The sequence below is a fragment of the Blastococcus sp. SYSU DS0541 genome (genome assembly GCF_054050875.1).
This window is the reverse complement of record NZ_JBJHAD010000014.1, coordinates 77,721-102,979: the sequence shown is the minus strand read 5'-3', so window position 1 is coordinate 102,979 and position 25,259 is coordinate 77,721. Positions and strand designations below refer to the sequence as shown.

26 protein-coding genes, 2 tRNA genes and 1 riboswitch are annotated in these 25,259 nt (G+C 74.7%); of the genes, 16 read left to right on the top strand and 12 right to left on the bottom strand.

Features of this window, described 5'->3' with window-relative positions:
- The first annotated feature begins 29 nt into the window (after nt 1-29).
- Nucleotides 30-833: an esterase/lipase family protein gene (locus ACI794_RS15470; protein WP_456581907.1), complete on the top strand. Its 804-nt coding sequence runs from the start codon at nt 30-32 to the stop codon at nt 831-833.
- Between the two features lie 17 nt (nt 834-850).
- On the opposite strand, the gene ACI794_RS15465 is transcribed toward ACI794_RS15470, so the two are convergent.
- The 3 genes from ACI794_RS15465 to ACI794_RS15455 form a co-directional block, all read right to left on the bottom strand.
- A tRNA-Val gene (locus ACI794_RS15465) sits at nt 851-922 on the bottom strand.
- Nucleotides 923-1,010: 88 nt separating this feature from the next.
- A complete protein-coding gene (locus tag ACI794_RS15460) occupies nt 1,011-1,472 on the bottom strand; it encodes a peroxiredoxin (protein ID WP_456603045.1) in 462 nt (153 codons plus the stop codon).
- A gap of 15 nt (nt 1,473-1,487) precedes the next feature.
- Nucleotides 1,488-1,907, bottom strand: a complete 420-nt coding sequence (locus tag ACI794_RS15455; RefSeq protein WP_456581909.1) for a DUF3052 domain-containing protein — start codon at nt 1,905-1,907, stop codon at nt 1,488-1,490.
- Nucleotides 1,908-2,316: 409 nt separating this feature from the next.
- On the opposite strand from ACI794_RS15455, the gene aceE reads away from it, so the two are divergent.
- Nucleotides 2,317-5,133 carry a pyruvate dehydrogenase (acetyl-transferring), homodimeric type gene (aceE, locus tag ACI794_RS15450; protein WP_456603044.1) on the top strand — a complete coding sequence of 939 codons (2,817 nt, stop codon included), beginning with the start codon at nt 2,317-2,319 and terminating at the stop codon, nt 5,131-5,133.
- Nucleotides 5,134-5,179: 46 nt separating this feature from the next.
- Here the strand turns inward: aceE and ACI794_RS15445 are convergent, their stop codons facing one another.
- The gene (locus ACI794_RS15445; protein WP_456616792.1) at nt 5,180-6,577 is read right to left on the bottom strand and encodes a GH1 family beta-glucosidase; all 1,398 of its coding nucleotides are present in this window, start codon (nt 6,575-6,577) and stop codon (nt 5,180-5,182) included.
- 211 nt (nt 6,578-6,788) lie between these two features.
- Between ACI794_RS15445 and ACI794_RS15440 the strand changes: the two genes are divergently transcribed.
- Nucleotides 6,789-7,814 (top strand): LacI family DNA-binding transcriptional regulator, encoded by a 1,026-nt coding sequence (locus tag ACI794_RS15440; RefSeq protein WP_456603042.1) that lies wholly within the window; start codon nt 6,789-6,791, stop codon nt 7,812-7,814.
- A 10-nt stretch (nt 7,815-7,824) separates the two neighbouring features.
- Here the strand turns inward: ACI794_RS15440 and ACI794_RS15435 are convergent, their stop codons facing one another.
- Nucleotides 7,825-9,027: a M20 metallopeptidase family protein gene (locus ACI794_RS15435; RefSeq protein ID WP_456616791.1), complete on the bottom strand. Its 1,203-nt coding sequence runs from the start codon at nt 9,025-9,027 to the stop codon at nt 7,825-7,827.
- Nucleotides 9,028-9,038: 11 nt separating this feature from the next.
- Nucleotides 9,039-9,620 carry a pirin family protein gene (locus tag ACI794_RS15430; protein ID WP_456616790.1) on the bottom strand — a complete coding sequence of 194 codons (582 nt, stop codon included), beginning with the start codon at nt 9,618-9,620 and terminating at the stop codon, nt 9,039-9,041.
- Nucleotides 9,621-9,664: 44 nt separating this feature from the next.
- On the opposite strand from ACI794_RS15430, the gene ACI794_RS15425 reads away from it, so the two are divergent.
- The 6 genes from ACI794_RS15425 (at nt 9,665) to ACI794_RS15400 (ending at nt 16,341) form a co-directional block, all read left to right on the top strand.
- Nucleotides 9,665-10,843, top strand: a complete 1,179-nt coding sequence (locus tag ACI794_RS15425; RefSeq protein WP_456581915.1) for a PucR family transcriptional regulator — start codon at nt 9,665-9,667, stop codon at nt 10,841-10,843.
- Between the two features lie 156 nt (nt 10,844-10,999).
- On the top strand, nt 11,000-12,202 hold the full coding sequence (locus ACI794_RS15420; RefSeq protein WP_456603039.1) for an acyltransferase domain-containing protein: 1,203 nt from the start codon (nt 11,000-11,002) through the stop codon (nt 12,200-12,202).
- Nucleotides 12,199-13,167 (top strand): beta-ketoacyl-ACP synthase III, encoded by a 969-nt coding sequence (locus ACI794_RS15415; RefSeq protein WP_456603038.1) that lies wholly within the window; start codon nt 12,199-12,201, stop codon nt 13,165-13,167. The genes ACI794_RS15420 and ACI794_RS15415 overlap by 4 nt, the downstream gene beginning before the upstream one ends.
- A gap of 113 nt (nt 13,168-13,280) precedes the next feature.
- Nucleotides 13,281-13,523: an acyl carrier protein gene (locus ACI794_RS15410; RefSeq protein ID WP_091934614.1), complete on the top strand. Its 243-nt coding sequence runs from the start codon at nt 13,281-13,283 to the stop codon at nt 13,521-13,523.
- Nucleotides 13,524-13,610: 87 nt separating this feature from the next.
- Nucleotides 13,611-14,852, top strand: coding sequence for a beta-ketoacyl-[acyl-carrier-protein] synthase family protein (locus tag ACI794_RS15405; RefSeq protein ID WP_456603036.1), 1,242 nt, complete (start codon nt 13,611-13,613; stop codon nt 14,850-14,852).
- A gap of 76 nt (nt 14,853-14,928) precedes the next feature.
- Entirely contained in the window at nt 14,929-16,341 is a 1,413-nt protein-coding gene (locus tag ACI794_RS15400) for an acyl-CoA carboxylase subunit beta (protein ID WP_456616789.1), read from the top strand.
- Nucleotides 16,342-16,450: 109 nt separating this feature from the next.
- On the opposite strand, the gene ACI794_RS15395 is transcribed toward ACI794_RS15400, so the two are convergent.
- Both ACI794_RS15395 and ACI794_RS15390 read right to left on the bottom strand, forming a co-directional pair.
- Nucleotides 16,451-16,918, bottom strand: a complete 468-nt coding sequence (locus ACI794_RS15395; protein ID WP_456603069.1) for a DUF3145 domain-containing protein — start codon at nt 16,916-16,918, stop codon at nt 16,451-16,453.
- 356 nt (nt 16,919-17,274) lie between these two features.
- Nucleotides 17,275-17,565 (bottom strand): diguanylate cyclase domain-containing protein, encoded by a 291-nt coding sequence (locus ACI794_RS15390; RefSeq protein ID WP_456616788.1) that lies wholly within the window; start codon nt 17,563-17,565, stop codon nt 17,275-17,277.
- Nucleotides 17,566-17,690: 125 nt separating this feature from the next.
- Here ACI794_RS15390 and ACI794_RS15385 point away from each other — a divergent pair, with 125 nt between their 5' ends.
- Nucleotides 17,691-18,584, top strand: coding sequence for a maleylpyruvate isomerase N-terminal domain-containing protein (locus tag ACI794_RS15385; protein WP_456603033.1), 894 nt, complete (start codon nt 17,691-17,693; stop codon nt 18,582-18,584).
- Here ACI794_RS15385 and ACI794_RS15380 read toward each other — a convergent pair.
- A complete protein-coding gene (locus tag ACI794_RS15380; RefSeq protein ID WP_456616787.1) occupies nt 18,581-19,249 on the bottom strand; it encodes a TVP38/TMEM64 family protein in 669 nt (222 codons plus the stop codon). The two genes, ACI794_RS15385 and ACI794_RS15380, sit on opposite strands and share 4 nt — an antisense overlap.
- A gap of 35 nt (nt 19,250-19,284) precedes the next feature.
- Nucleotides 19,285-20,493 carry a peptidoglycan DD-metalloendopeptidase family protein gene (locus tag ACI794_RS15375; protein ID WP_456616805.1) on the bottom strand — a complete coding sequence of 403 codons (1,209 nt, stop codon included), beginning with the start codon at nt 20,491-20,493 and terminating at the stop codon, nt 19,285-19,287.
- Between the two features lie 33 nt (nt 20,494-20,526).
- Nucleotides 20,527-20,658: riboswitch (cyclic di-AMP (ydaO/yuaA leader) on the bottom strand.
- 169 nt (nt 20,659-20,827) lie between these two features.
- Between ACI794_RS15375 and ACI794_RS15370 the strand changes: the two genes are divergently transcribed.
- Nucleotides 20,828-20,901 (top strand) — tRNA-Ile (locus tag ACI794_RS15370).
- 38 nt (nt 20,902-20,939) lie between these two features.
- On the opposite strand, the gene ACI794_RS15365 is transcribed toward ACI794_RS15370, so the two are convergent.
- The gene (locus ACI794_RS15365; RefSeq protein ID WP_456603031.1) at nt 20,940-21,395 is read right to left on the bottom strand and encodes a response regulator; all 456 of its coding nucleotides are present in this window, start codon (nt 21,393-21,395) and stop codon (nt 20,940-20,942) included.
- Nucleotides 21,396-21,817: 422 nt separating this feature from the next.
- On the opposite strand from ACI794_RS15365, the gene ACI794_RS15360 reads away from it, so the two are divergent.
- The 5 genes from ACI794_RS15360 to ACI794_RS15340 are packed head-to-tail and all read left to right on the top strand — an operon-like array spanning nt 21,818 to nt 24,803.
- On the top strand, nt 21,818-22,111 hold the full coding sequence (locus ACI794_RS15360) for a hypothetical protein (protein ID WP_456603030.1): 294 nt from the start codon (nt 21,818-21,820) through the stop codon (nt 22,109-22,111).
- A 10-nt stretch (nt 22,112-22,121) separates the two neighbouring features.
- On the top strand, nt 22,122-23,201 hold the full coding sequence (locus ACI794_RS15355) for a sigma-70 family RNA polymerase sigma factor (RefSeq protein WP_456603029.1): 1,080 nt from the start codon (nt 22,122-22,124) through the stop codon (nt 23,199-23,201).
- Nucleotides 23,198-24,109, top strand: a complete 912-nt coding sequence (locus tag ACI794_RS15350; protein WP_456603028.1) for an STAS domain-containing protein — start codon at nt 23,198-23,200, stop codon at nt 24,107-24,109. The genes ACI794_RS15355 and ACI794_RS15350 overlap by 4 nt, the downstream gene beginning before the upstream one ends.
- Nucleotides 24,106-24,495, top strand: a complete 390-nt coding sequence (locus ACI794_RS15345; RefSeq protein ID WP_456616786.1) for an STAS domain-containing protein — start codon at nt 24,106-24,108, stop codon at nt 24,493-24,495. The genes ACI794_RS15350 and ACI794_RS15345 overlap by 4 nt, the downstream gene beginning before the upstream one ends.
- A complete protein-coding gene (locus ACI794_RS15340) occupies nt 24,492-24,803 on the top strand; it encodes a phosphatase RsbU N-terminal domain-containing protein (protein WP_456603026.1) in 312 nt (103 codons plus the stop codon). Before ACI794_RS15345 ends, ACI794_RS15340 begins: the two co-directional genes overlap by 4 nt.
- Here the strand turns inward: ACI794_RS15340 and ACI794_RS15335 are convergent.
- A complete protein-coding gene (locus tag ACI794_RS15335) occupies nt 24,797-25,258 on the bottom strand; it encodes a hypothetical protein (protein WP_456616785.1) in 462 nt (153 codons plus the stop codon). The genes ACI794_RS15340 and ACI794_RS15335 overlap by 7 nt on opposite strands.
- Nucleotide 25,259 lies beyond the last annotated feature (1 nt).

Sequence of the window (25,259 nt, the reverse complement as noted above, 5' to 3'; positions counted from 1 at the left end):
CACGAACGGACGGCACCAGGAGGAACGACGTGGCACGACTGCAGGGTGACGGTCCGGCACTCCCGCTGTACCTGAGCGAGCCCACCAGGGCCTTCGCGGACTACGGCCTCTACCTGGCGGCCCGTCCGCTGACCCAGCGGCTGCCCAAGGGCGACGGCCACCCGGTGCTGGTCCTGCCGGGCCTGCTCGCCGACGACACCTCGACGCGTGTGCTGCGGGCGACGCTCCGGCGGCTGGACTACCGGGTGCACGGCTGGGGCCTGGGCCGCAACATCGGCCCGACCGCGATCTGCGTGAACGGCCTGCGCGACCGGCTCGACTACCTGCACAACCGCTACCGCCGCGAGGTGACGCTCATCGGCTGGAGCCTGGGCGGCATCTTCGCCCGCGACCTCGCCCGCCAGTGCCCCGACGCGGTGCGCCAGGTGATCACGCTGGGCAGCCCGTTCCGCATCGAGCGGCACACCCAGACCCGCGCCTCGAAGGCCTTCGACCGCTACGCGCACCTGCACGTGGAGCAGCGGCAGTTCCCGCTGGAGACCGAGGGGTGCCCGCTGCCCGTGCCGGCGACGTCGATCTACTCGCACTTCGACGGCATCGTGCACTGGCAGACCTGCCTGAACACGCCGGGCGAGCGCTGCGAGAACATCGCCGTCATGGCCAGCCACCTCGGCATCGGCCACCACCCGGCGGCGCTCTGGGCGATCGCCGACCGGCTGGCGCAGCGCGAGGGCGAGTGGGCCCCGTTCAAGGCACCGGCGTTCCTGCGGCCGGCCTTCCCGAAGCCCGCCGAGCCCGCGGCGCCCGGCCCGGTCGACGTCGCCGCCGCCTGACCGGGCGACGGCACGGGTGGGCGCGACAGGGTTCGAACCTGCGACCGCTCGGTTGTAAGCCGAGAGCTCTACCGCTGAGCTACACGCCCCGCGCGCCAAGCTTAAGGACCCCGCTGCCCCCCACCACTCGCACGCTCGCGGCGGGTTCCTGCAGCGGGGCCACCCGGGCGCCCGGCTTCAGGCCGCGAGCGCGGCGACGGCGTCCTTCCAGCCGGACTGCTCGCGCGCGTCGCCGGGGCCGTTCACCTCGGCGAACGCGATCGCACCCTCGGCGTCCACCAGGAAGGTGCCGCGCACGGCCATGCCCGCCTTCTCGTTGAAGACGCCGTAGGCCTTCGCGACCTCGCCGTGGGGCCAGAAGTCCGAGAGCAGCGTGAACTCGAGGTTCTCCTGCGCCTTGAACGCCTTGAGGCTGAAGACCGGGTCGGTGCTGATGGCCAGCACCGTCACGCCCGCGTCGGTGTAGTTCGTCAGCTCGTCACGCAGCTGGCAGAGCTCGCCGGTGCAGATGCCGGAGAAGGCGAACGGGTAGAAGACCAGCAGCACGGGGGTGCCCCGCAGTTCCGCGAGGGACACGACCTGCTTGTCCTGGTCGGGCAGGCTGAACTCGGGGGCGCGATCGCCGACGGAGAGGCTCATGCCGGTGATCGTGCCTCAGCGGCGGCTGCGGGCTGCCTTCGGGGTGACCAGCCGGATCCCCGACCAGTCCTTCGCCGCGGAGATGCTGGTGGTCTGCGAGAGGCCCGCCGTGGGCGCGACCTCGGTGACGTCGCCCGGCTCGACGTGCCCGGGCCGGCCCGACTTCGGGACCAGCAGCCAGACGACGCCCTCGTCGGCCAGGGAGGTCAGCGCGTCGGTGAGGGCGTCGAACAGGTCGCCGTCGTCCTCGCGCCACCAGAGCACGACGACGTCGGCGACCTCGTCGGTGTCCTCGTCCACCATCTCGCTGCCGGAAGCCTCGACGATCGAGTCGCGCAGGTCCTCGTCGGCGTCCTCGCTCCAGCCGAGCTCCTGCACGACCATGCCCGGCTTGATGCCCAACCGGGCCGCCATGCCGGTGCTGTCGACGCTCATCCCTGCTGCTCCTCCATGGGTCGGCCTGCTGCTGGCCTGGTGTGGGGTGGACGGTGCCCGGCCGGGCCGGTGACCGCGCGGGAGCGCGTCACGGGCGGACCGGGCGGGCGACGGACGGACACGCGGCGGAGATCGACACGACCAGCGGGAGAACCACCCGCACCCCGGTCATGTCACCCCTCTCGCTGTCGTCGATGCGCCCGCCACCCGGCCCTCGTGGGCGGGTGTCCGGACGGTGCCGTCTCGTCGAGGCACCGCAGGCGGAAGCGTAGGGCATAGCGGGCGGGGCGCAAGCCTGCGTGCACCGGGCGCACCGGGGCGTTGCCGGGGCGTGTCCGTCCGACACGACTTCACCGGTACATCGCGCCGCGACGTGACGAGGGCGACGTCGTCGGGAGACGATGTGTCCATGAGCGCACCGCAGCAGCCGGACGGCGACCCCGCCCGCGCAGGACAGACCCGCGCGGTCATCACCGACGGGCTCCCCAGCCAGCTGGTCGACACCGACCCCGACGAGACGCAGGAGTGGCTGGAGTCCCTCGACGCCGTCGTCGACCACGCCGGCCGCAACCGGGCGAGGTACCTGATGCTCCGCATGCTGCAGCGCAGCCGCGAGCAGCAGGTGGGCGTGCCGGCCCTGCGCAGCACCGACTACATCAACACGATCCCGCCGGAGCAGGAGCCGTGGTTCCCCGGCGACGAGGACGCCGAGCGGCGCATCCGCGCCTACATCCGGTGGAACGCCGCGATCATGGTCCACCGCGCGCAGCGCCCGGGGATCGGCGTCGGCGGGCACATCTCCTCCTACGCCAGCTCCGCCTCCCTCTACGAGGTGGGGTTCAACCACTTCTTCCGCGGCAAGGACCACCCCGGCGGCGGCGACCAGATCTGGTTCCAGGGGCACGCCTCCCCCGGCATCTACGCCCGCGCTTTCCTCGAGGGCCGGCTGACCGAGGACCAGCTCGACGGCTTCCGCCAGGAGGTCAGCCACCCCGGCGGCGGGCTGTCGTCCTACCCGCACCCGCGGCTGATGCCGGAGTTCTGGGAGTTCCCCACCGTCTCCATGGGACTCGGCCCGCTGAACGCGATCTACCAGGCCCGGTTCAACCGGTACCTGCACGCGCGCGGCATCAAGGACACCTCCGACCAGCACGTCTGGGCCTTCCTCGGCGACGGCGAGATGGACGAGCCGGAGTCGCTCGGCGTCATCGGCCTGGCCGCCCGCGAGGAGCTGGACAACCTCACCTTCGTCGTCAACTGCAACCTGCAGCGCCTCGACGGGCCGGTGCGCGGCAACGGCAAGGTGATCCAGGAGCTGGAGTCGTTCTTCCGCGGCGCCGGCTGGAACGTGGTCAAGGTGATCTGGGGCCGGGAGTGGGACCCGCTGCTGGCCGCCGACCGGGACGGCGCGCTGGTCAACCTCATGAACTCCACGCCCGACGGCGACTACCAGACCTACAAGGCCGAGGACGGCGCCTTCGTCCGCGAGCACTTCTTCGGCCGGGACGCCCGCACCCGCAAGCTCGTGGAGAGCATGAGCGACAAGGAGATCTGGGGCCTCTCGCGCGGTGGGCACGACTACCGCAAGGTGTACGCGGCGTTCAAGGCGGCGGTGGAGCACAAGGGCCAGCCGACGGTCATCCTGGCCAAGACCATCAAGGGCTGGACCCTGGGCAGCCACTTCGAGGGCCGCAACTCCACCCACCAGATGAAGAAGCTGACGGCCGAGGACCTCGCCGCCTTCCGCGACCGGCTCTACCTGGACATCCCCGACTCGGCGCTGGACAAGACCCTGCCGCCCTACTACAAGCCCGACCCGGACTCCGACGAGATGCAGTACATGCTCGAGCGGCGCCGGGCCCTGGGCGGGGCCGTGCCGCGCCGCCGCTCGGAGTTCAAGACGCTCAAGGCGCCCGAGGACAAGGCCCTCGACGTCCTGCGCCGCGGCTCGGGCAAGCAGGAGGTGGCGACGACGATGGCGTTCGTCCGCCTGCTCAAGGAGCTGCTCAAGGACTCCGAGCTCGGCCCGCGGTTCGTGCCGATCATCCCGGACGAGGCCCGCACCTTCGGGATGGACTCCCTCTTCCCGACGCAGAAGATCTACAACCCGGCCGGCCAGCGCTACACCTCGGTGGACCGGGAGCTGATGCTCACCTACAAGGAATCCGAGCAGGGGCAGATCCTGCACGAGGGCATCAACGAGGCCGGCTCGACGGCGTCGTTCACGGCCGTGGGCACCTCGTACGCCACGCACGGCGAGCCGATGATCCCGATCTACATCTTCTACTCGATGTTCGGGTTCCAGCGGACCGCCGACTCGATCTGGGCCGCCGCCGACCAGATGACCCGCGGCTTCCTCCTGGGCGCCACGGCCGGGCGGACGACGCTCAACGGCGAGGGCCTCCAGCACGAGGACGGCCACTCGCTGCTGATGGCGCAGACCAACCCCGCGGTGGTGAGCTACGACCCCGCGTTCTCCTACGAGGTCGCGCACATCACCCGGGACGCGCTGGCCCGCATGTACGGCGAGGACCCGGGCGCGCCGCTGGGCGGCTCCCGCTCCCCCGACGTCATGTACTACCTGACGGTCTACAACGAGCCGTTCAACCAGCCGGCCGAGCCCGAGGAGCTCGACGTGCAGGGCCTGCTGGCGGGCATGTACCGCTACGCCGAGGGCCCGCGGGCCGAGGACGGCGCGGCCGGCGAGGTCAAGGCGCAGCTGCTCGCCTCCGGCGTCGCCGTGCCGTGGGCGCTGCGGGCCCAGGAGCTCCTCGCGCAGGACTGGGGGGTGAGCGCCGACGTCTGGTCGGTGACCTCCTGGAACGAGCTGCGCCGCCAGGCCGACGAGTGCGAGGAGCACAACCTCCTGCACCCGGAGGAGGAGCCGCGGACGCCGTACGTCACCCAGCGGCTGCAGGAGACCGTGGGTCCGGTCGTGGCGGTGTCGGACTGGATGCGGGCGGTGCCCGACCTCATCGCGCCGTACGTGCCCGGGGGCATGGCGACGCTCGGCACCGACGGGTTCGGGCTCTCCGACACCCGCCCGGCGCTGCGGCGGCACTTCCACGTCGACGCCGAGTCGATCGTGGTGCGCACGCTCGCCTCGCTGGCCGACGAGGGGCAGGTCGACCGGGCGAAGGTGCGCGAGGCCGTGGAGAAGTACCGGATCCGGGACGTGCAGGCCGCCCCGGCCGACGAGCGGTCGGACCCCAGCCCGGCGACCTGAGGAAGTGGCCGGGGAGCGGGGCCCGTCGCGGGCCCCGCTCCCCGTCTCAGCCCTGCTCGCGGTGGCGTCGGATGACGTCGGCGTAGACGCGGCCGCTGTCCTTCACGGTGCGCCGCTGGGTCTCGTAGTCGACGTGGACGAGCCCGAACCGCTGGGCGTAGCCCCGGGCCCACTCGTAGTTGTCCAGCAGCGACCAGGCGAAGTAGCCGCGGACGTCGACGCCGTCGTCCACGGCCGCCCGCACCGCGGCGAGGTGGCGGACCAGGTAGTCGATGCGCTCGGGGTCGTGCACCCCGCCGTCCTCGGCCACCTCGTCCGCCCACGCCGAGCCGTTCTCGGTGATGACCAGCGGCAGGCCGGGCGCCTGCTCCCCGATCCACCGCAGCAGCCGGGTGAACGCCGCCGGGCTCACGCCCCAGCCCATGGACGTCGTCGGCCCCTCGGGGTCGAGCTCGACGACGCCCTCGCCGCCGATGAAGGACGTCGGATCCTCCGGGTCCCGGACGCCGACCTCGACCGTGGACTCGAAGTAGTAGTTCACGCCGAGCCAGTCCAGCGGCGCGGCGATGGTCTCCAGGTCGCCGTCCTCCACCGGGAGCGGCGCACCGGCCCCGGCGAGGTCGGTGACGACGTCCTCGGGGTACGCGCCGGTGACCACCGGCAGGAGGAACATCCGGTTCTGCTGCCCGTCCAGCCTCCGCGCGGCGTCGACGTCCTCGGGCCGGTCGCTCGCCGGCGTCATCGGCGTGAAGTTCAGCGTGATCCCCAGGCTCTCGGCGCCCTGGTCGCGCAGCACGCGGCTGGCCAGGCCGTGCCCGAGCAGCAGGTGGTGGGTGGCCCGCGCGGCGGCCACCGGGTCGCGCTGCCCCGGCGCGTGCTGGCCGGACATGTGGCCCAGCAGCGCGCTGCACATCGGCTCGTTGAGCGTGGACCAGTGCCGCACCCGGTCGCCCAGCGCGTCGTGCACGATCCCCGCGTAGTCGGCGAAGCGGGCGGCGGTGTCGCGGGCCGCCCAGCCGCCCTGGTCCTGCAGCGCCTGCGGGAGGTCCCAGTGGTAGAGCGTCAGCCAGGGGTCCACGCCGTTCTCGAGCAGCTCGTCGACCAGCCGGCGGTAGAAGTCCAGCCCCCGCTGCTCGATCCGACCCGCGCCCTCGGGCAGCACGCGCGACCACGCGACCGAGAACCGGTAGGCCGAGAGCCCGAGCTCGACCATCAGCGCGACGTCCTCGGGGTAGCGGGTGTAGTGCTCGGCGGCGACGTCGCCGGTGTGCCCCTGGAAGGTGCGGCCGGGGGTGTGGCTGAACGTGTCCCAGATGGAGGGGCCGCGGCCGTCGGCCTGCACCGCGCCCTCGATCTGGTAGGCGGCCGTGGCGGCGCCGAAGAAGAACCCGGGCGGGAAGACCAGCCCGGAGGCCGGTTCCGGTCGGAGGTCGGTCGAGGACATGGGCGCGCTGCTCCTTGGCGGGTCGGTCGGTCCGGGGCGCTGGTCGGCGGCGTGCACCCCGATGCGGTGAGAACGTTCTCACACCCGCCGCACCCACGCCCGGCCCGGACGGGCGGTCCACGCCGCGGACCTCGTGCGGGGATCGATCCGGCACTACGGTGACCACCCGGCGGCCGGCGCGGGCGCCACCGGGAACCGCCGAGGAGGTGCCATGACCACCGATGCGCGGCCGGCGAGCCCCACGCTGCACGAGGTCGCCGAGCTGGCGGGGGTCTCCCGGGCGACCGTCTCGCGGGTGATCAACGACTCCCCGCGCGTCAGCCCGGAGGCCCGCCGGGCCGTGGAGGCCGCCGTCGAGACGCTGCGCTACGTGCCGAACCGGGCGGCCCGCAGCCTGGTCACCCGGCGCACCGACACGATCGCCCTGGTCCTGTCGGAGTCCGACACCCAGGTGTTCTCCGACCCGTTCTTCGCCAGCATCGTCCGGGGGCTCTCCGGCCGGCTGGCCGACACCGAGCTGAACCTCGTGCTGCTGGCCGCCCGCGGGGAGCGGGAGCAGGCGAAGATCGGCCGGTACGTGCGGCAGGGGCACGTCGACGGCGTGATCCTCATGTCGCTGCACCGCGACGACACGCTGCCCGACATCCTGGCCACGGCCCACGTCCCGGTGGTGCTGTCCGGGCGCCCGCTGGACGGCCGCGCCATGGCCTACGTCGACGCCGACAACGCCGGTGGGGCCGCCGCCGCCACCCGGCACCTGCTCGGGCTGGGCCGCGGCCGCGTCGCGACGATCACCGGGCCGATGGACATGGTCGCCGGGCTGGACCGGCTCGCCGGCTACCGGGCCGCGCTCGCCGAGGCCGGCCGCGCCGGGGCGCCGGAGCTCGTCGCGGAGGGCGATTTCACCGAGGCCGGCGGCCGGCGCGCCATGACCCGGCTGCTGGCCGACGCCCCCGACCTGGATGCCGTGTTCGTCGCCTCCGACCCGATGGCCTGCGGTGCGCTCCAGGCGCTGCGGGCAGCCGGCCGGAAGGTGCCCGAGGACGTCGCCGTGGTCGGCTTCGACGACGCGGCGGTGGCGGCGACCTGCGACCCGCCGCTGACCACCGTCGCGCAGCCGCTGGACGAGATGACCGCGGCGCTGGTCGACCTGCTGCTGGGGCAGATCGAGTCGGGCGAGGGCGCCGGGGAGAGCCGGCTGTGCGCGACCTCGCTGGTCCGGCGCGCGTCGGCCTGAGCGCGGCCCCTCAGCCGGACAGGGCCTGGAAAGCCATCTGCGCGTAGAGGGCGACGCCGGCCGGCAGCGGCTCCTCGTCGAAGACGACCAGGTTGGAGTGGTTGGGCGGGGCCGTGGCGGGGTCCACACCGTGCGGGCGGGCGCCGAGCCACGCCATCACGCCGGGCACCCGCTGCAGCACGTAGGAGAAGTCCTCGGCGCCCATCAGCGGGGCGGGCATCAGCACCGCGGCCTCCCGGCCGAGCAGCTCGGCGGCCGTCGTCAGCACGCGGGCGGCCATGCCCGGGTCGTTCATCGTCACCGGGTAGCCCTCGGCGTGCTCCCAGTGCAGCTCGAGCTCGTGCGCGGCGGCCACGTGGGTGGCGACCCGCTGCACCGAGGCGACGACGTCGGCCCGCCGCTCGGCCGAGAGGGTCCGGATCGTCCCCTCCAGGTAGGCGGTGTCGGGGATGACGTTGTTCGTGGAGCCCGCCTCGATGTGGGCGACGGTCACGACCGCCGGGTCGAAGACGTCGACGCGACGGGTGACCATCGACTGCAGGGCCAGCACGATCTCGGCCGCCACGGGGATCGGGTCGGCCGCCGCGTGCGGCTCGGAGGCGTGCCCGCCGCGCCCGCGGAGCGTCATGCGCCACTGGTCGGCCGCCGCCATCACCGGGCCGGGCCGGAGGTTCACCGTCCCGCTGGGCAGGGTCGAGGAGACGTGCAGCGCGAACGCGCCGCTGACCGGCGCCTCGGGGACGACCTCGAGCAGGCCCTCGTCCAGCATGTAGCGCGCGCCGTGGAACCCCTCCTCCCCGGGCTGCGCCATGAAGACGACCTGGCCGGCCAGCTCCTCCCGGTGGGCCGAGAGCACCCGCGCCGCGCCGACCAGCATCGCGACGTGGGTGTCGTGGCCGCAGGCGTGCATGACGCCGGGCACCTCGGAGGCGAACGACAGGGCGCTGTCCTCGTGCACCGGAAGGGCGTCCATGTCGCCGCGCAGCAGGAAGGTCGGCCCCGGGCGGGCGCCGCGCAGCACGCCGACCACCGAGCTGGTCGTGGTGCCGGTGGTCACCTCCAGCGGCAGCTCGGCGAACGCCTCCAGGACCGCCGCCTGCGTCCGGGGCAGGTGCAGCCCGATCTCCGGGTGCCGGTGCAGCTGCCGGCGCAGCTCGATCGTGCGGTCGGCGTCGGAGTACGCCGCGGCGAGCAGGTCGGAGGGACTCGGCATGCCCCCCACTCTCACACGGCCCAGGCCGGCCGGGCGGCGTCGACCTGCCAGACGACGACCGCCGCGGGCTCGGCCACCCGCACCGGACCGTCGCCCCAGCGCGCCACCTCGGTACCCGCGACCAGCACGAGCCCCGGCGGCACCGCGAGCTCCTCCCCCGGCACCGCGTGCCCGACCCACAACCGCGCGTCCCGCCGGCCCAGATCGACCGCGCCCGCGGCCGACCGGTGCACCGCGTGCGCGGCGGGCACCGCGGGAGCGGCGCTGCGCAGGTAGCACTGCAGCACCCGGGCCCCCTGCGCGCCGGCCACCTCGTCGTGGGCCAGCCCGTCACCGGCGCGGAGCACCGCGACGTCGCCGGCGGTGACGGTGACCCCGGCGCCCCACCGGTGGTGCAGCGCCCCGGCCAGGACGACGGCGACGACGTCGACGGCGCGGTGCTCGTGCCGGCCGTAGCCCTGCCCGGGTCCCAGCCGGTCGTCGGCGATCCGCAGCAGCGGGCCCAGCGAGCCGTCGTCGGGGGCGAGCACCACGCGGGAGTCCGGGCCGGCGGGCGCGCCGTCCCGGAGGGCACCGACCGGGGGAACGTCCACGGCCTCACTCTCCCCGATCCGGACGGGCGTGACACGCTGACCCGGTGAGCCGGGTGAGCAACCACCCGCCGAGCGACGCGACGCTCCGGCGGCTGGAGCGGGCGTCGGGGTCGTTGGCCACGCAGGCCGTCGCCCGGATGGACGAGGACCTGCCCTGGTTCCGCGCCATGCCGGCCGACCAGCGCTCGTGGGTCACCCTCGTGGCCCAGGCCGGGATCGCCTCCCTCGTCGAGTGGTGCCGCAGCCCCGGCCGGCCGCCGCGGCTCACCGGCGAGGTGTTCGGCGCCGCGCCCCGCGAGCTGGTCCGGGCGGTGGCCCTGAAGCAGACGGTCGACCTGATCAAGGTCACCGTGGAGGTGATGGAGGAACGCGTCACCTCCGTCGCCGAGCCCGGGGACGAGGAGACCCTGCGGCTGGCCGTGCTGCAGTTCAGCCGCGAGGTCGCGTTCGCCACCGCGCACGTCTACGCGAGCTTCGCCGAGAGCCGGGGCGCCTGGGACGCGCGGCTGGAGGCTCTCGTCGTCGACGCGCTGGTGCGGGGCGAGCGTTCGGAGGAGCTCTCCGGGCGGGCCGCGGCGCTGGGCTGGGCCGCGGGCACCCCGGCGCTCGTCGTGGTCGGGGCGACGCCCACCGGAGGCGAGGACCCGCACGGGGCCGTGCGCCGGGCCGCCCGCAGCCTGCACTGCGACGTGCTGGTCGGGGTGCACGCCGACCAGCTGGTGGTCGTCCTGGGCGGCACCGGCGACCTCGACGCGGCGGCCGATCGGGTCGCCGACGAGTGCGGCGACGGGCCCGTGGTCACCGGCCCGGTCGTGGACGGCCTGGGGCGCGCCGCCGTCTCCGCCGCGGCGGCGCTCGCCGGGCTCCGGGCCGCGGGCGCGTGGCCGGAGGCGCCGCGCCCGGTGGCGGCCGACGCCCTGCTCGCCGAGCGCGCGCTCGCCGGCGACCCGCTGGCCCGGACGGCGCTGCACGACCACGTGGCCGCGCCGCTGCGCGCCGCGGGTGGCGGGGTGCTGGAGACGGTCCGGGCCGTGCTGAGCACCGGCGGCAACCTGGAGGCGAGCGCGCGGGCGATCTTCGTGCACCCCAACACCGTCCGGTACCGGCTGCGCCGCGCGGCCGAGCTGACCGGGCTCTCCGCGACCGACCCGCGGGGCAGCTGGACGCTCCAGGTGGCCCTCGCGCTCGCCGCCCTGGACCGCGACCGCTCCCTCTGGCACTGAGCGCGACACCGGGCCCGCACGTCCGGTTCCCACCACAGGCGAGCCCTCCGACCCGCCGTATTGCCGCGTGTGTTGGAGGGTTCCCACAAAGAACGGCCGTGGGCTTTTGCCCCCGTCGCCGCGCGGGGAAGCGGTGATCACTGGCACGGTGGAGAGGTGCTCGCCGTCCTCGCCCCGGGTCAGGGTGCGCAGAAGCCCGGGATGCTGACCGACTGGCTCGACCTCCCCGGCGCCGAACCGTTCTTCCGCTGGGCCGGTGCCATCGCCGGTGCCGACCTGCTGTCGCTCGGCACGACCGGGGACGCCGAGGCGATCAAGGACACCGCGGTCACCCAGCCGCTCGTCGTCGCGATGAGCCTGTTCGTCGCCCGTGAGCTGGGCGGGCTGCCCGGCCCGGTGTCGCACACCCCGCACACCGGCCGCGACGTCGTCATCGCCGGGCACAGCGTCGGTGAGCTCACCGCCGCTGCGCTCGCCGGCGTGCTGAGCGTCGAGGCGGCGATCGCGCTGACCGCCGTCCGCGGCCGGGCCATGGCCGCGGCGTGCGCGCAGACGCCCACCGGCATGTCCGCCGTCCTGGGCGGCGACCCCGACGAGGTCCTCGCCGCCCTGGAGCGGCACGGTCTGACCCCGGCCAACATGAACGGCGCCGGGCAGGTCGTCGCCGCCGGCCCCGTCGACGGGCTGGCCGCGCTGAAGGCGGAGCCGCCGGCCAAGGCGCGCATCATGCCGCTCCCGGTGGCGGGCGCCTTCCACACCGCCTACATGGCCCCGGCGCGCGAGGAGCTCGAAGGGCTGGTCGGCGGCCTCCGCCCGGCCGACCCGAGCCGGCTGCTGCTCTCCAACGCCGACGGCGCCGCCGTCGACTCCGGCGCCGGGGTGCTGGCCCGCCTGGTCAGCCAGGTGACCAGCCCGGTGCGCTTCGACTCCTGCCTGGCCACGATGCGCGACCTCGGCGTCACCGCCGTCCTGGAGCTGCCGCCGGCCGGGGCCCTCGCCGGGCTGGCCAAGCGCGAGTGGAAGGGCGCCGGCATCGAGGTGCTCGCCGTCAGCTCACCGGCCGATCTCGACCGCGCCCGGGAGCTGATCGCGGCCGAGCGCGGCCGGGCCGAGGCCGAGCACCTGCCCGACTGGCGCATGGTCGTCGCCCCGGCCCGCGGGACCGTGAGCCCCGCCGAGATCGCGGAGGGCACCCACCTCCCCGCGGGCACCCCGCTCGGCTGCATCCGCGGCCGGCGGGAGGAGGTCAACGTCTCCGCCGGCTACGACGGCGTGCTCGCCGAGTGGCTGGTGCACGACGGGGATCTCGTCGACGCCGGCGACCCGATCGCCCGGCTCTACCCGGAGGTGACCACGTGACCAGGCTGAAGCTGTCCCAGGGCGCCGCGGGCGCCCGGATCGTGGGGTTCGGGAGCTACCGCCCGCGGCGGCGGGTGACCAACGACGACCTCGCCCAGCGCATGGACACCAACGACGAGTGGATCCAGGCGCGGGTCGGCATCGCGGAGCGCCGGTGGGCCGAGCCCGACGAGACGCTGGTGGAGATGTCGGTCGCGGCCGGCGGCAAGGCCCTGGCCGCCAGCGGGTACGACGCCGGCGACATCGACCTGGTGCTGCTCGCGACCACCAGCCCGCCCAAGGCCATCCCGGGCCTCGCGCCGCGGATCGCCCACCAGCTGGGCGTCCCCCGCCCGGGTGCCTTCGACGTCAACGCCGGCTGCGCCGGGTGGTGCTACGCGCTCAGCGCCGCGGCCGACGCCATCCGCAGCGGCACCGCGCGCAACGCCCTGGTCATCGGTGGGGAGCGGCTCACCGACTACACCAACCTCGAGGACCGGGCGACGGCGGTCATCTTCGCCGATGGCGCAGGCGCCGCGGTGGTCACCGCGTCGGACGAGCCGGCCATCGGCCCGGCGGTGTGGGGCAGTGACGGCGACCTGCACGAGGCGATCGCCATCCCTCCGGACGAGACCGGCATGAGCATGGCCGGCCAGGCCGTCTACCGCTGGGCGACGACGAAGCTCACCGACACCCTCGTCGAGGCGATGCGCCGGGCCGGCGTCGGGCCCGAGGACATCGACGTCTTCGCGCCGCACCAGGCCAACCTGCGGATCATCGAGCTGATGGCCAAGCGGCTCAAGCTCCCCGAGCGGACCGTCATCGCCCGCGACATCGTGCGCTCGGGCAACACCTCGTCGGCCTCCGTGCCGCTGGCGTTGGCGGCGCTCATGGAGAGCGGCGAGGCGAAGAGCGGTGATCTGGCCCTGCTCCTGGGGTACGGAGCCGGTCTGACCTTCGCCGGTCAGGTCGTCGTCCTGCCGTGAGCTCAGCGGCCGGGAGCCCCACCGCTCCCCCCAGATCCCCGGGACACCCGTCCCGGACGTCGACGGCACCCCGCCCCGGGGTCGCCGTCCCATCCGAGAGAGAGGACCCCGCGTTGGCAAGCACCCAGGAGATCCAGGCCGGACTCGCCGAGATCCTCGAGGAGGTGGCCGGCGTGACCCCTGCCGACGCCACCCCGGAGAAGTCCTTCACCGAGGACCTCGACGTCGACTCCCTGTCGATGGTCGAGATCGCCACCGCCGTCGAGGACAAGTTCGGCGTCGCCATCCCCGACGACCAGCTCGCCAACATCAAGACCGTCGGCGACGCCATCAGCTTCATCGAGAGCAACCAGTAGAAGGACCCCCTGCCCCCACCACTCGCACGCTCGCGGCGGGGCCCTGCAGGGGGCCTCGCCGCGAGCACCCGTACGAGGAGACATCCCATGAGCCCGTCCACCACCGACGTCGTCGTCACCGGCCTCGGGGCCACCACGCCCCTCGGCGGGGACGTGACCGGCACCTGGGACGCCCTGCTCGCCGGCCGCTCGGGCGTCAGCCGGATCACCGAGGAGTGGGTGCAGGAGTTCCCGGCCCAGCTGGTCGCCCGCCTCGCGATCGACCCCGCTGAGCAGATCGACCGCGTCCGCGCCCGCCGCCTGGACCGGAGCCAGCAGGTGGCGGTCGTCGCCGCCGAGCAGGCGTGGGCGGAGTCCGGCGCAGCGGACTCGGGGGTCGCCCCCGAGCGGATCGCCGTGGTCTTCGGCACCGGCATCGGCGGCGCGCTGACGCTGCTCGGGCAGGACGACGTGCTCGAGCAGAAGGGACCCAAGCGGGTCTCGCCCTTCACCATCCCGATGCTGATGCCCAACGGCCCGGCGGCGGCCGTCGGCCTGGCCATCGGCGCCAAGGGCGGGGTGCACGCCCCCGTGAGCGCCTGCGCTTCCGGCGCGGAGGCCATCCGCTGGGGCCTGGACCTGCTGCGCTTCGACCGCGCGGACATCGTCCTCGTCGGCGGCGCCGAGGCCTGCGTCCACCCGCTCCCCATGGCCGGGTTCGCCGCGATGCGCGCCATGTCCACCCGCAACGACGAGCCCGAGCGCGCTTCCCGGCCGTTCGACAAGGGCCGCGACGGCTTCGTGCTCGGCGAGGGCGCGGCCGCGCTGGTCCTGGAGCGGGCCGACTCCGCCGCCGCCCGCGGCGCCCGGGTGCACGCCCGGCTCGCCGGCGCCGGCGCCACCGCCGACGGCTACGACCTCGTCGCCCCCCACCCCGAGGGCGAGGGCGCCGGCCGGGCGATCACCGCCGCGTTGCGCGACGCCGGCCTCTCCCCCACCGACATCGGGCACGTCAACGCCCACGCGACCTCCACCCCGGTCGGCGACACCGCGGAGGCCGCCGCCATCCACTCGTCGCTGGGCGAGCACGTGCTGGTCAGCGCCACCAAGAGCCAGACCGGTCACCTGCTGGGCGCCGCCGGCGCGCTGGAGGCGGTGTTCACCATCCTCGCGCTGCGCGAGCAGGTGGTCCCGGCGACGGCGAACCTCGACGACCCCGACGACGACGCTGCCGTCCAGGCCCTCGACATCGTGCGCCGTGAGCCGCGCAAGGCCCAGCTGAACGCGGCGGTCAACGACTCGTTCGGCTTCGGCGGTCACAACATCGCGCTGGTCTTCACCACCGCCTGACGAAGGACCCCGTCCCCTCACCCTTCGCAGGCTCCGGGCGAGCCTCCGGACGGGGCCACATGACCCGGAGGTACCCGTGACGACAGTCCAGGCAGCGCCCGCCGTGACCGCGCCCGACCCCCGCGACCCGGAGGACCGGCTGCGGCGGTTCTTCGACGAGGGCTCCCTGCAGCTGCTCGGCACCCACGACACCTCCGGGGTGCTGGCGGGCCGCGGCACGGTGCAGGGCACCCCCGCCATCGCCTTCTGCACCGACGCCACGGTGATGGGCGGGGCGATGGGCATCGACGGCTGCCGGCACATCGTCGACGCGATCGATTCGGCCCTGCGGGAGCGGGTGCCGGTCATCGGCATCTGGCACTCCGGCGGGGCGCGCCTGGCCGAGGGCGTGACCGCCCTGCACGCGGTCGGCGAGGTGTTCGCGGCGATGGTCCGGGCGTCGGGCCGCATCCCGCAGATCTCGGTGGTGCTGGGCCCGGCCGCCGGTGGGGCCGCCTACGGGCCGGCGCTCACCGACCTGGTGATCATGGGGCCGGCCGGCCGGGTGTTCGTGACCGGGCCCGAGGTGGTTCGGTCGGTCACCGGCGAGAACGTCGACATGGAGAGCCTGGGCGGCCCCGACACCCACGGGCGGCGGAGCGGCGTCGTGCACGTGGTCACCGACTCCGAGCCCGCAGCGCTGGAGACGGCACGGCTGGCCGTCGACCTGCTGGCCGCGCAGGGCAGCTTCGCCCCGGCCGCGGACCAGACGGGCACCGACCTGGGCGCGCTGCTGCCCGAGCAGACCAACCGCGCCTACGACGTGAAGCCGCTGGTCTCCTCGATCCTGGACGAGCCGGGGCTGGAGCTGCACCCGCGGTTCGCGCCCAACGTGGTCACCACGCTCGGCCGGCTGGCCGGGCGCACCGTCGGCGTGGTCGCCAACAACCCGCTCCGCCTGGGCGGCTGCCTGGACTCGGCGTCGGCGGAGAAGGCGGCTCGGTTCGTGCGCATGTGCGACGCCTTCGGCGTCCCGCTGGTGGTGCTGGTCGACGTCCCGGGCTACCTGCCCGGCGTCGGGCAGGAGTGGGACGGCGTCGTGCGCCGGGGGGCCAAGCTGCTGCACGCGTTCGCCGAGGCGGTGGTCCCCCGCGTCACCCTGGTGACCCGCAAGTCCTACGGCGGCGCCTACATCGCGATGAACTCCCGCTCCCTGGGCGCGACCGCGGTGTTCGCATGGCCCGGGGCCGAGGTCGCCGTCATGGGCGCCAAGGCGGCCGTCGGCATCCTCCACCGCAAGAAGCTGGCCGCGGCGCCTCCCGGCGAGCGCGAGGCGCTGCACGCCCAGCTGGCCGAGGAGCACGAGCGGATCGCCGGTGGGGTCAACCGGGCGCTTCAGATCGGCGTCGTCGACGAGGTCGTCGAGCCGGTGCGCACCCGGCAGCGGCTCGTCGAGGCGCTCGCCGCCGCCCCGCACGGCCGCGGGGCCCACGGCAACATCCCGCTCTGACGTGGAAAGGCCGTCCCGGCGCCGCTTCCCCGACGGCGCCCGGACGGCCCGCTCCAGGCTACGACGACTCCCCGACCAGGCCGGGAGTGTCGTGCCCCGATCGTGACCTTCAGACCACCTGGTGGAGCCAGGTCACCGGGCTGCCGTCGCCGGCGTGCCGGTAGACCTCCAGGTCGGCGTCCCAGGCCGCGCCCAGCAGCTCGTCCACCCCGTGCCGGAAGGCCTCGATGGAGGTCGCCGTGGCCGCCAGGTGCCGCAGCTGCTGCTCGGTGACGATGAGGTCGCCGTTCGCGCTGGTGGGCGCGCGGAAGACCCCGTGGCCCGGCACGTAGGACATGCGCTCGCCGTCGTTGCCGTGGCTGGCTTCCTCGGTGACCTCGAAGCGCAGCATCGGCCACGCGCGCAGCGCAGCCACGAGCTTGGCGCCGGTACCGGGCGAACCCGTCCACGCCACTTCGGCACGGTATGCACCGTGCGCCGCAGGCTGCTCAGCCCACGACAGGGAGACCGGCGCGCCGACGACGCGTTCCAGCGCCCACTCGACATGCTGGCAGAGCGCCTTCGGGCACGAGTGCACGAAGACGACACCCTGGGTTGACCGTCGCTGCACCGGGCACCTCCATCGACTCGATCGGTCTCGTCTTCCCCTACGGACCCATCGATTCGGTGACGCGCCGTTATCGGCAGTGGCGGAGCAGGGCTCCCGCGACAAGTCTGCACGATGGAGGCCCCATCGCGCCAGCCCGGCTGTGACTCCTGGGACGCAGGTGGCATCGCTGCATCAGATCGGCGCCTTGTTGCTGGTCAGCGGCCAATACCATCTGTGACCGAGCACGTCCAGCCATGTCAGCGTATTCACAGGTCCACGCGCTCGGCGGGCGCCGTGCCGGTCGGCTCGCCCTCTGCTCGGCGCCCAGGTGGTCGACCCTCCGATCACTGAGCGTAGTTGCTCGGTGGGACGCGGGCGCCGCGTTCACGGCCTGCGACCAGCCGATCCGGTCGGGCGATCGTTGACTCTGCGTGGCGACTGGGCGACACGGCGTGGACGGACGAGGGTCCGGCGTCCAGCACGGCGGGCTCGTCGCCGCCCAGCCGGGCCACGGTGTCGGCCTCGCGCACGGCGCCGGCGAGCGCCGTCGCCACCGCGGAGAGCGGGACGTCGCCGGCCGCGTGGCCCTCCCGGTAGGCCGCCGGCGCGGGGAGCCCGCGCGCCGGCTCCGCCACAGCCGCCGACCCCGAGAGTCCTCCCGAGCCCGCCGGCGGTGCCTGGCGCCGTCATCCTCGTGCGCGTGACCGGGGCCACGATCGGCGATGCCTGCACCGCGCGACGTGCGGGTAGGGCCTGCGCCGTGGGCGCGCACCAGGGCATGGCCGAGGCCGGTCGGGACGTCGTCGCCGGCATGGTGCTGGAGGCGTGGGACGTCTTCCTGGCCCAGGCGGAGTCGGTGGACCTCGACCGCTCCTCACGCCTGCCGGGGTGGCGGGCGCACGAGATCTGCGTGCACCTGGGCTGCTGGGACGACCACGCCGCCCTGCGCGACCTCGTCGCCTCGGCGCGGGCCGGCGCGACCGGGACGCCGCCGGACCCGGACGCGGTGAACGCGCGGGTGACCGCAGCCCACCGCGGCGCCTCGCGGGAGGAGGTGCTGGCCGCGGTGCGCCGCAACCGCGAGGCGACCGCCCGGTACCTGGCCGAGGAGCCCGTGGAGCTCGACACCGCGCCCGCGGTCTCCGTCGTCGGCCGGCTGCCGCTGCTCAGCGTCGTCCTCGGCCAGGCGTACGAGCTCGCCGTCCACGGGCTGGACCTGGTCTCCTGCGGCGCGGAACCGCCGCCCACCTCGGTGCTGCAGTCGGGGCTGGCGGCGCTGACGGACGTCACCGGCGCCCTCGCGGCCTCGACCGGCATCTCCGGGCGGGTCAGCCTGGTCACGCCCGACGGCGGCTGGGGGTTCACCTCGGCGGGCGGCGGGTGGGAGGTGCGCCGGGTGCCGGCCGGGGTCGTCGAGGGGCCGGCCGTCGAGGCCGCCGCCGCCCTTCTGCTCGATGCCGCGTCCGGGCGGGTCAACCCCGTCCCGGCGGCGGCCCGCCGCAGGCTGAAGGTGCACGACGTGCCGGGCCTGCTGCAGCTGGCGCCGATCGTGCAGCAGGTGCCGGGCATCCCGGGCGGACCGATCCTGCAGCTGGCCGCCCGCACCGTCGGTGGCGCCGGCGGCGTGCTCGGGCGGCTGTTCGGCCGCGGTTAGGCGTTGCCGCGCGCGAGCCGCGTCGTCCGGCCCCGGCACCACCAGGCGATGCCGGCAGCGAGCGCGACGAGGGCGCAGACGGTGCCCGGGACGACGACGGAAGCGCCCAGGTGGGCCAGGAGCACGCCGGCCGAGGCGCCGACGCCGACCTGCAGCACCGTGCTCGGGACCAGCCCCACGGCCGTGGCGGCCACGAAGGGCACCAGCTGGACACCCGCCAGGCCGGCCCCGTAGTTGACGCCGACGAAGGGCACGACCGGCACCAGCCGGGTGACCAGCACCGCAGCGAACGAGCGCCCCGCGACCAACCGGTCCAGGCGCGGCCCGGCCAGCCGGGCGACGGCCGGGCGCCCCAGCCCACGGGCGAGCCCGAACGCCAGGACGGCGGCGAGCAGCCCGCCGGCGAACGCCACGGCCAGCCCCGCCGCCAGCCCGAAGACCGCGCCGAGCAGGGCCGAGACGACCGACCGCGGCACCGGCGCCAGCAGCACGAGCGCCACGGCGCCCACCAGCACCGGCCAGGCGGCGACGCCGGCGCCCGCCACGGCCGCCCGCAGGTGGTCCGCCGACGGCAGGTCCAGCGTCAGCGCCGCTGTCGCACCGCCGACCAGCAGGACGCCGAGGACGGCTGCCCGCAGCCAGGTCCGATCCACCGCCGTCCGCACGCCCCGATCCTGCCGCACGGGGCGCGCGGGACCGGTCAGCTGCAGCTGCCGCCCAGGGAGATGCCGCGCTGCGCCAGCCACGGGACGGGGTTCGTCCGGTCGGCGTAGAGGCCGCCGCGGTGCACCTCGAAGTGCAGGTGCGGACCGGTGGACTGGCCGCGGTTGCCGACCTCGGCGATCTGCTGCCCGCCGCTGACGACCTGCCCCGGTGACACGAAGAACTGGTTCACGTGCCCGTAGACGGTGATGACCCCGTCGTGGTGCTGGATCGCGACGGCGAGCCCGAAGCCGCTGGCCGGCCCGGCCTGCAGCACCACGCCCGGCTCGGGCGTGTAGATCGGGGTGCCGATCGGCGCGGCGATGTCCACGCCGAGGTGCATCGTGCCCCAGCGCGCCCCGTAGCAGGAGGTGACCCGGCCCTGGGTGAGCGCGGCACCGCTACCACCCGGCGCGGCCGCCACCGTCATGACCGCGGCCTGCTCCGCCGCCTGCGCGGCGTCGTACGCGCGGGCGGCGTCCTCGGCGCCCCTGACCTCGAGCAGCCGGATCTCCGCGTCCCGCAGCTGCTGGTCCAGGCTGGCCTTCTCCGCGGTCAAGGCGTCGAACTCGGACTGCGCCGCGGCGAGCAGACGGTCGGCCTCCGCCTGGGCCTCCTGCGCCGTGCGGGCGGCGGCGTCGCGCTCGGCGACGGCGGCCTTGGCCTCCTGGTCGAGCCGTGCCTCGCGCGCCTCGGCGATCCGCAGCTCCTCCAGGACCCGGGCGCGGTCCTCGCCGAGCAGATCCAGCGTCGCGGCCTGCTGCAGCAGCTCACCCGGGCCCTCGGCGTGCAGGACCATCTCGAGCTCGGTGAACGCCTCGTCGCTGCCCATGTAGGCCTCCCGGCCCAGGGTGGCGACGTCGTCCTGGGTGCGGCCGACGGCCTCCCGGACGGCGGCGAGCTCGGCGGCGATCGCGTCGGCGTGCTGCCTGGCGCGGTCGAGCTCGGCCTGGGCGGTGAGCACGGCGCCGCTGGCCTCCTCGGCCTGCAGCGTCATCTGCTGCAGCCGCTCCTCGGCCTCGCGGACGCGCTGCTCGATCGTCGCGACCTCGGCGGCGACGCGGTCGTGCTCGCTCTGCGCTCCACTCGGGGCCGCCGACGAGGACTGCGTCCCGATCAGGGACAGGGCCAGCAGCGCGGTGAGGGCGATGGTCGCCCGGCCGGCGGCGCGGCGTGGTCGCCGCAGGCTGCGGCGCAGGTGGTGCATGGTCGCCAAGGCGACGGTCTCCGTTCCTCGGTCCGCCTACCAGGTCAGCTGACGGGTTCGGGCCGGAACGTGCCCTACCAGCCTGCCCGTGGAGGCGCAGGCGGGATTCACCCCAGAGAACATGGGTCCCCGGTCCCCGCGGCGGTCAGACCGCGGAGTTCGGCGGGGCCCGCCCGAGCCCCCGGGTTCGGGAGCGGGATCGGGTGGGCCGCGAGAGACGGTACAAGCTAAACCTGGATATGTCACAGGCGCATAACGAACCATCTCGGTCCGCCACTCGGGTCCCGAGTCGCGACGCGGGTGACGTACCGGCGTCTGGCAGGCTGCTAGAGCCGGGGCGGTAGCTCAGCCGGTCAGAGCATGGGACTCATAATCCCTGGGTCGTGGGTTCGAGCCCCACCCGCCCCACTCGGCGCCCTCTGGGCGAGGCCCGGACATGAGGAGTGTCACGTTCCCGGGTCGTGCGGTTCGGGGTCCGCCGTCCCGGGCTCGTCGCCGAGCAGTGCCGCGGCGCGCGGGTGCCACGCCGAGCCGCCGGCCGCGACGGCCCGGATGTGACCGGAGAGCTCGGCGGGATCGTCGTCCTTCAGCAGGTAGCCGGCTGCGCCGATCGCCCGGGCCTCGCGGACGCTGGCCGGGTCGAGGCCGCCGGTGAGGAAGACGATGCGGACCTCCGGGTGAGCGGTCCGCACACCACGGGCCGCCGTCAGGCCGTCCATCACGGGCATCTGCAGATCCAGGAGCAGGACGTCGGGGCGCAGCTGCCGCACGGCGTCGGCGACCTCCGTCCCGTCCGCGCACTGCCCGACCACGGCGATGCCGCCGGCCGCCTCGAGCAGCTCGGTGAGCGCTTCCCGCAGGAAGGGGTGGTCGTCCACGACCACCACCCGGATCTCGGACACCTCTCGTCCCGCCTTCCGTGCCCCCCGTGCGTCACGGAACGCGCGGACCGCGTGCGCCCCTTCCCGGCTGCCGTGCAGGGCCGTGCCGCGCCCGGTCGCCGTCACCGGCCTCCCTCCGCGCCCGACGGATCCGCACAGCGTCATGGCACCGGAGCGGTGGCGCATGGTCCCCCCTCTGGTCACGCCCCCGCCTCCCGTCCGCCCCGCGCCGGAGGCTCTCTGACTGATACGCGGCAGGACGCGGTGCATGACGCGACGCATGACGCGGCACCGGTCGGTCCCGCGCTGGAAGAGGCGCGGATCCCTGGTGCATGACGCGGGATCCGCGCCTCGTCACGTCGTCCTGGACCTGCGCGTCATGCGGTGCGCGTCGCCGCGTCCTCACCGGTGCACGGGGAACCGGCAGGAATTCGAGGTGTGCCATGACCACGGACCAGCATGCGCGCGTCAGGTCCGCGGGACTCCAGGACGGGCCGCCCCAGCGCCAGGAGCGGCTCCGGCGGCTCGCGCGGATGCGACGGGCGGCCGGGCACCTGGTGACCGCCGAGATCCTCGAACGCCGCGCCGATCAGGCCACGAGCCCGGTGCTGGCGTCGCTGCTGCGCGAGCGCGCCGGTGAGCGACGCTCGCTGGGAGAGCGGCTCCTCGCGCCCCCGGCTGAAGCCCGGCCCGAGCCGTGCGCGGGAGGGGAGGCGGTGCGCGTCCGCCGGTTGTAGCGTCCGGCCCATGGCAGCCGCGGGGCCGGCTGGCTCCGAGGAGGAGCGACCGGGGTCGGTCGAGTTCATGGCGCTCGTGCCGCTCGTCCGGCGGATCGTCGCGTCCCGGGTCCGGGACGCCGCCACCGTGGACGACCTGGTGCAGGAGACGCTGGCCCGCGTGCTGGCCGCGGCCGGACGGATCGAGCCGGGGATGCTCGAGCCCTACGCGATCGTCACCGCGCGCAACGTCGTCACCTCGCTGTGGCGGGAGCAGGACCGGCAGCGGCGGAACCAGCACCGCGTCGTCGACCTCCACCCCTCCGCCGCACCGGACGAGGACGTGCTGGCGCGCGAGGACCGGGACGCCGTGAGCGCCGCGCTGCGCCGGCTCGGCGACCGGGAGCGGGTCACCCTGCTGGCCCACGAGGTGGCCGGGCAGGACACCCGCTCGCTCGCTGCCGAGCTCGGCTCGACGGCCGGCGCGGTGGCCGCCCAGCTCAACCGCACGCGGGCACGGCTGCGCGTGGAGTACCTGCTGGCCCTGGAGACGGCCGACCCGCCGACGGACCGGTGCCGGCCGGTGCTGCTCGCCCTCTCCAGCGGCGACCGGCGCCGGCAGCGGGAGATCGACGCGGCGAGGCACCTGCTCGGGTGCGACTTCTGCGCCGGGCTGAGCGGCCCCCTCATGGAGCGCGGCCGGGCCCGGGAGGACGAGGTGCGCGTCCCCGTGCGGGCCGACGCCGACGTCGTCGCCGCCCGGCAGGCGGCCCGCGAGGTGGCGGCCCGGATGGGGTTCCCACCGACCGACCTCACGGTGATCGCCACCGCCGTCTCCGAGGTGACCCGCAACGTCGTGCGGTTCGCCGAGGCCGGCGAGGTGGTCGTCGACGTGCTCGAGGAGCCGCGGCGCGGGATCCGCGTCGTCGTGCGCGACGTCGGCCCGGGCATCCCCGACGTCGAGCAGGCGCTGCAGGACGGCTTCAGCAGCTACGCGGGCCTGGGCCTGGGCCTGCCGGGCGCCCGGCGCCTGATGGACGAGTTCACGGTCGTGTCGGAGGTGGGTCGCGGCACCACCGTGACCATGACGAAGTGGTGGGGAGAGCGATGACCGGCAGCCAGGACGGGAACGCGACCAGGGTCTCCGAGGCCGCGTCGCCGGGGAGGCCCGGGGACGAGGAGGTCCTGCTCCCCGAGCTCGTCGCGCACCTGCGCGAGCACCGCACCCGGTTGCGCCAGGAGTGGACGACGCGCATCGGCGAGGCGCACCTGCTCCAGGCGATGACCAACCAGGAGGTGGCCGCGGAGACCACGTCGGTCTACGACAACTACGTGGAGGTGCTGGAGACCGGCAGCGTGGAGGCCCTGCAGCACTACGCGCGGGACCTCTCGGAGCGGATCATCCCCAGGGGCGTGGAGACGCACGAGGTGGTCGGCATCGTGCTGCTCCTGCGCGACGTGCTGGCCCGCTCGCTGTTCGAGAAGTACCAGCGCGACTTCGGCCTGCTCAACCGGGTCCTGGACGCCTACGAGCCGGCCGCCAACCGCATCGCGAACACCGTGGCGGTGAGTTTCGTCGACGAGCGGGAGCGCGTCATCCGGCAGCAACAGGACGCGATCCTCGAGCTCTCGACGCCAGTCCTGCCCGTCCGGGAGCGGCTGCTCATCCTCCCGATCATCGGCGTGCTCGACAGCGAACGCGCCAAGCAGCTGACCGTGCAGCTGCTCAGCGGCATCCGCACGCACCGCGCCAAGGTCGTCGTCATCGACATCACCGGCGTCCCGGCGATCGACCAGACGGTGGCCAACCACCTCGTCCAGACCGTCGACGCCTCCCGCCTGATGGGGGCCAACGTGATCATCACCGGGTTGTCGCCGGACATCGCCCGGACCCTGGTGACCATCGGCGTCGACCTGAGCAAGATGGACACCGTCGGTGACCTGCAGGGAGGGCTCGAGGAGGCCGAGCGGATGCTCGGGTACACGTCGGTGCACCGCGACGGGTCGATCGGGCCATGAGCTCCGGGCCGCGGCTGTTCTCCATCCTCAAGCAGGGCCCGACGCTGATCGCCTCGATCCACACCGCGCTGGACGACTCGCAGCTCGAGCGCTTCCGCGAGGACCTCGTCGACCGCATCGGACGTGACCGCGCCCGCGGGGTGATCATCGACCTCGCGGCGCTGGACGTCCTCGACTCGTTCGCCACCCGCATGCTGCGGGACATCGCCGAGATGGCGCGGCTGCGGGGCGCGCGGACGGTCGTCGTCGGCATCCAGCCCGACGTCGCGTTCGTCATCGTGCGGCTCGGGATGGACACCGGCACGCTGGAGACGGCCCTGGACCTCGAGGAGGGGCTCGAACGCCTGGCCGGCCGCGGGGCCCCCACGGTGGGCCTCACCAGGTGACGGCCCTCGACGACCTGCGCCGCGACCACCGCGCGGCCTTCCTGCGCCACCTGGGCCACCGGCGCGAGTCCTCGCTGCACGCGGGCTACGAGCTGGGGCGGTCTGCCCTGGCCGCCGGCATCAGCCTGCTCGAGGTGATCCGCGTCCACCACGACGTCCTCATCGAGGTGCTCGGCACCACCCGGCCCGAGGAGGTGCAGGCGGTCGCCGAGGCCGCCTCGGACTTCCTCCTCGAGGTCGTCGCGAGCTTCGACATGTCGCAGCGCCGGCCGCCGGGCGGCCGGGGGCGCCCGCGGCCTCCTCACTGACCGGGGCGCGGGCCGAAGCGCTCCTCCAGCAGCGCCCGGTCGGCGACGTCGAGCAGGTCCACCACCTCCGACAGCCCCCGCACCGGCTCATCGGGGTCGACGACGTTCACCCCGATGGAGTACAGCGGCTGCAGGGGGCTCTGCCACACCAGGCGCACTGCCTCGTCGCGGATGGCGGGCGCATCCGCGCCGGGCTCCGCGGTGACGTCCACGGTGCCGCTCGCCGGGTCGGTCGCCGTGTCCTTGTACCGGACCTCCACGGCGGCGACGTCGTCCCGGGCCAGCAGCTCGTCCTCGATCGCGGCACCGATCGCGGCGGCGTCCGGCGATGGTGCCGGCGGCGTGCCACCGCCACCGCCACCGCCTCCGCTGCCACCGCCGCCGGAGCAGCCGGCCACGGCGAGCAGCACCGCCGCGGGCACGAGCAGGCCCCCCGCCCGTCCCGAGCAGCGCACG

Excerpts from the sequence above, each read along its gene's own strand:
- ACI794_RS15460 (WP_456603045.1), bottom strand. The coding sequence starts at position 1,472 with ATGAGCCTCTCCGTCGGCGATCGCGCCCCCGAGTTCAGCCTGCCCGAC.
- ACI794_RS15455 (WP_456581909.1), bottom strand. The coding sequence starts at position 1,907 with ATGAGCGTCGACAGCACCGGCATGGCGGCCCGGTTGGGCATCAAGCCG.
- aceE (WP_456603044.1), top strand. The coding sequence starts at position 2,317 with ATGAGCGCACCGCAGCAGCCGGACGGCGACCCCGCCCGCGCAGGACAG.
- ACI794_RS15445 (WP_456616792.1), bottom strand. The coding sequence starts at position 6,577 with ATGTCCTCGACCGACCTCCGACCGGAACCGGCCTCCGGGCTGGTCTTC.
- ACI794_RS15440 (WP_456603042.1), top strand. The coding sequence starts at position 6,789 with ATGACCACCGATGCGCGGCCGGCGAGCCCCACGCTGCACGAGGTCGCC.
- ACI794_RS15435 (WP_456616791.1), bottom strand. The coding sequence starts at position 9,027 with ATGCCGAGTCCCTCCGACCTGCTCGCCGCGGCGTACTCCGACGCCGAC.
- ACI794_RS15405 (WP_456603036.1), top strand. The coding sequence starts at position 13,611 with ATGAGCCCGTCCACCACCGACGTCGTCGTCACCGGCCTCGGGGCCACC.
- ACI794_RS15375 (WP_456616805.1), bottom strand. The coding sequence starts at position 20,493 with ATGCACCACCTGCGCCGCAGCCTGCGGCGACCACGCCGCGCCGCCGGC.
- ACI794_RS15360 (WP_456603030.1), top strand. The coding sequence starts at position 21,818 with ATGACCACGGACCAGCATGCGCGCGTCAGGTCCGCGGGACTCCAGGAC.
- ACI794_RS15355 (WP_456603029.1), top strand. The coding sequence starts at position 22,122 with ATGGCAGCCGCGGGGCCGGCTGGCTCCGAGGAGGAGCGACCGGGGTCG.
- ACI794_RS15350 (WP_456603028.1), top strand. The coding sequence starts at position 23,198 with ATGACCGGCAGCCAGGACGGGAACGCGACCAGGGTCTCCGAGGCCGCG.
- ACI794_RS15345 (WP_456616786.1), top strand. The coding sequence starts at position 24,106 with ATGAGCTCCGGGCCGCGGCTGTTCTCCATCCTCAAGCAGGGCCCGACG.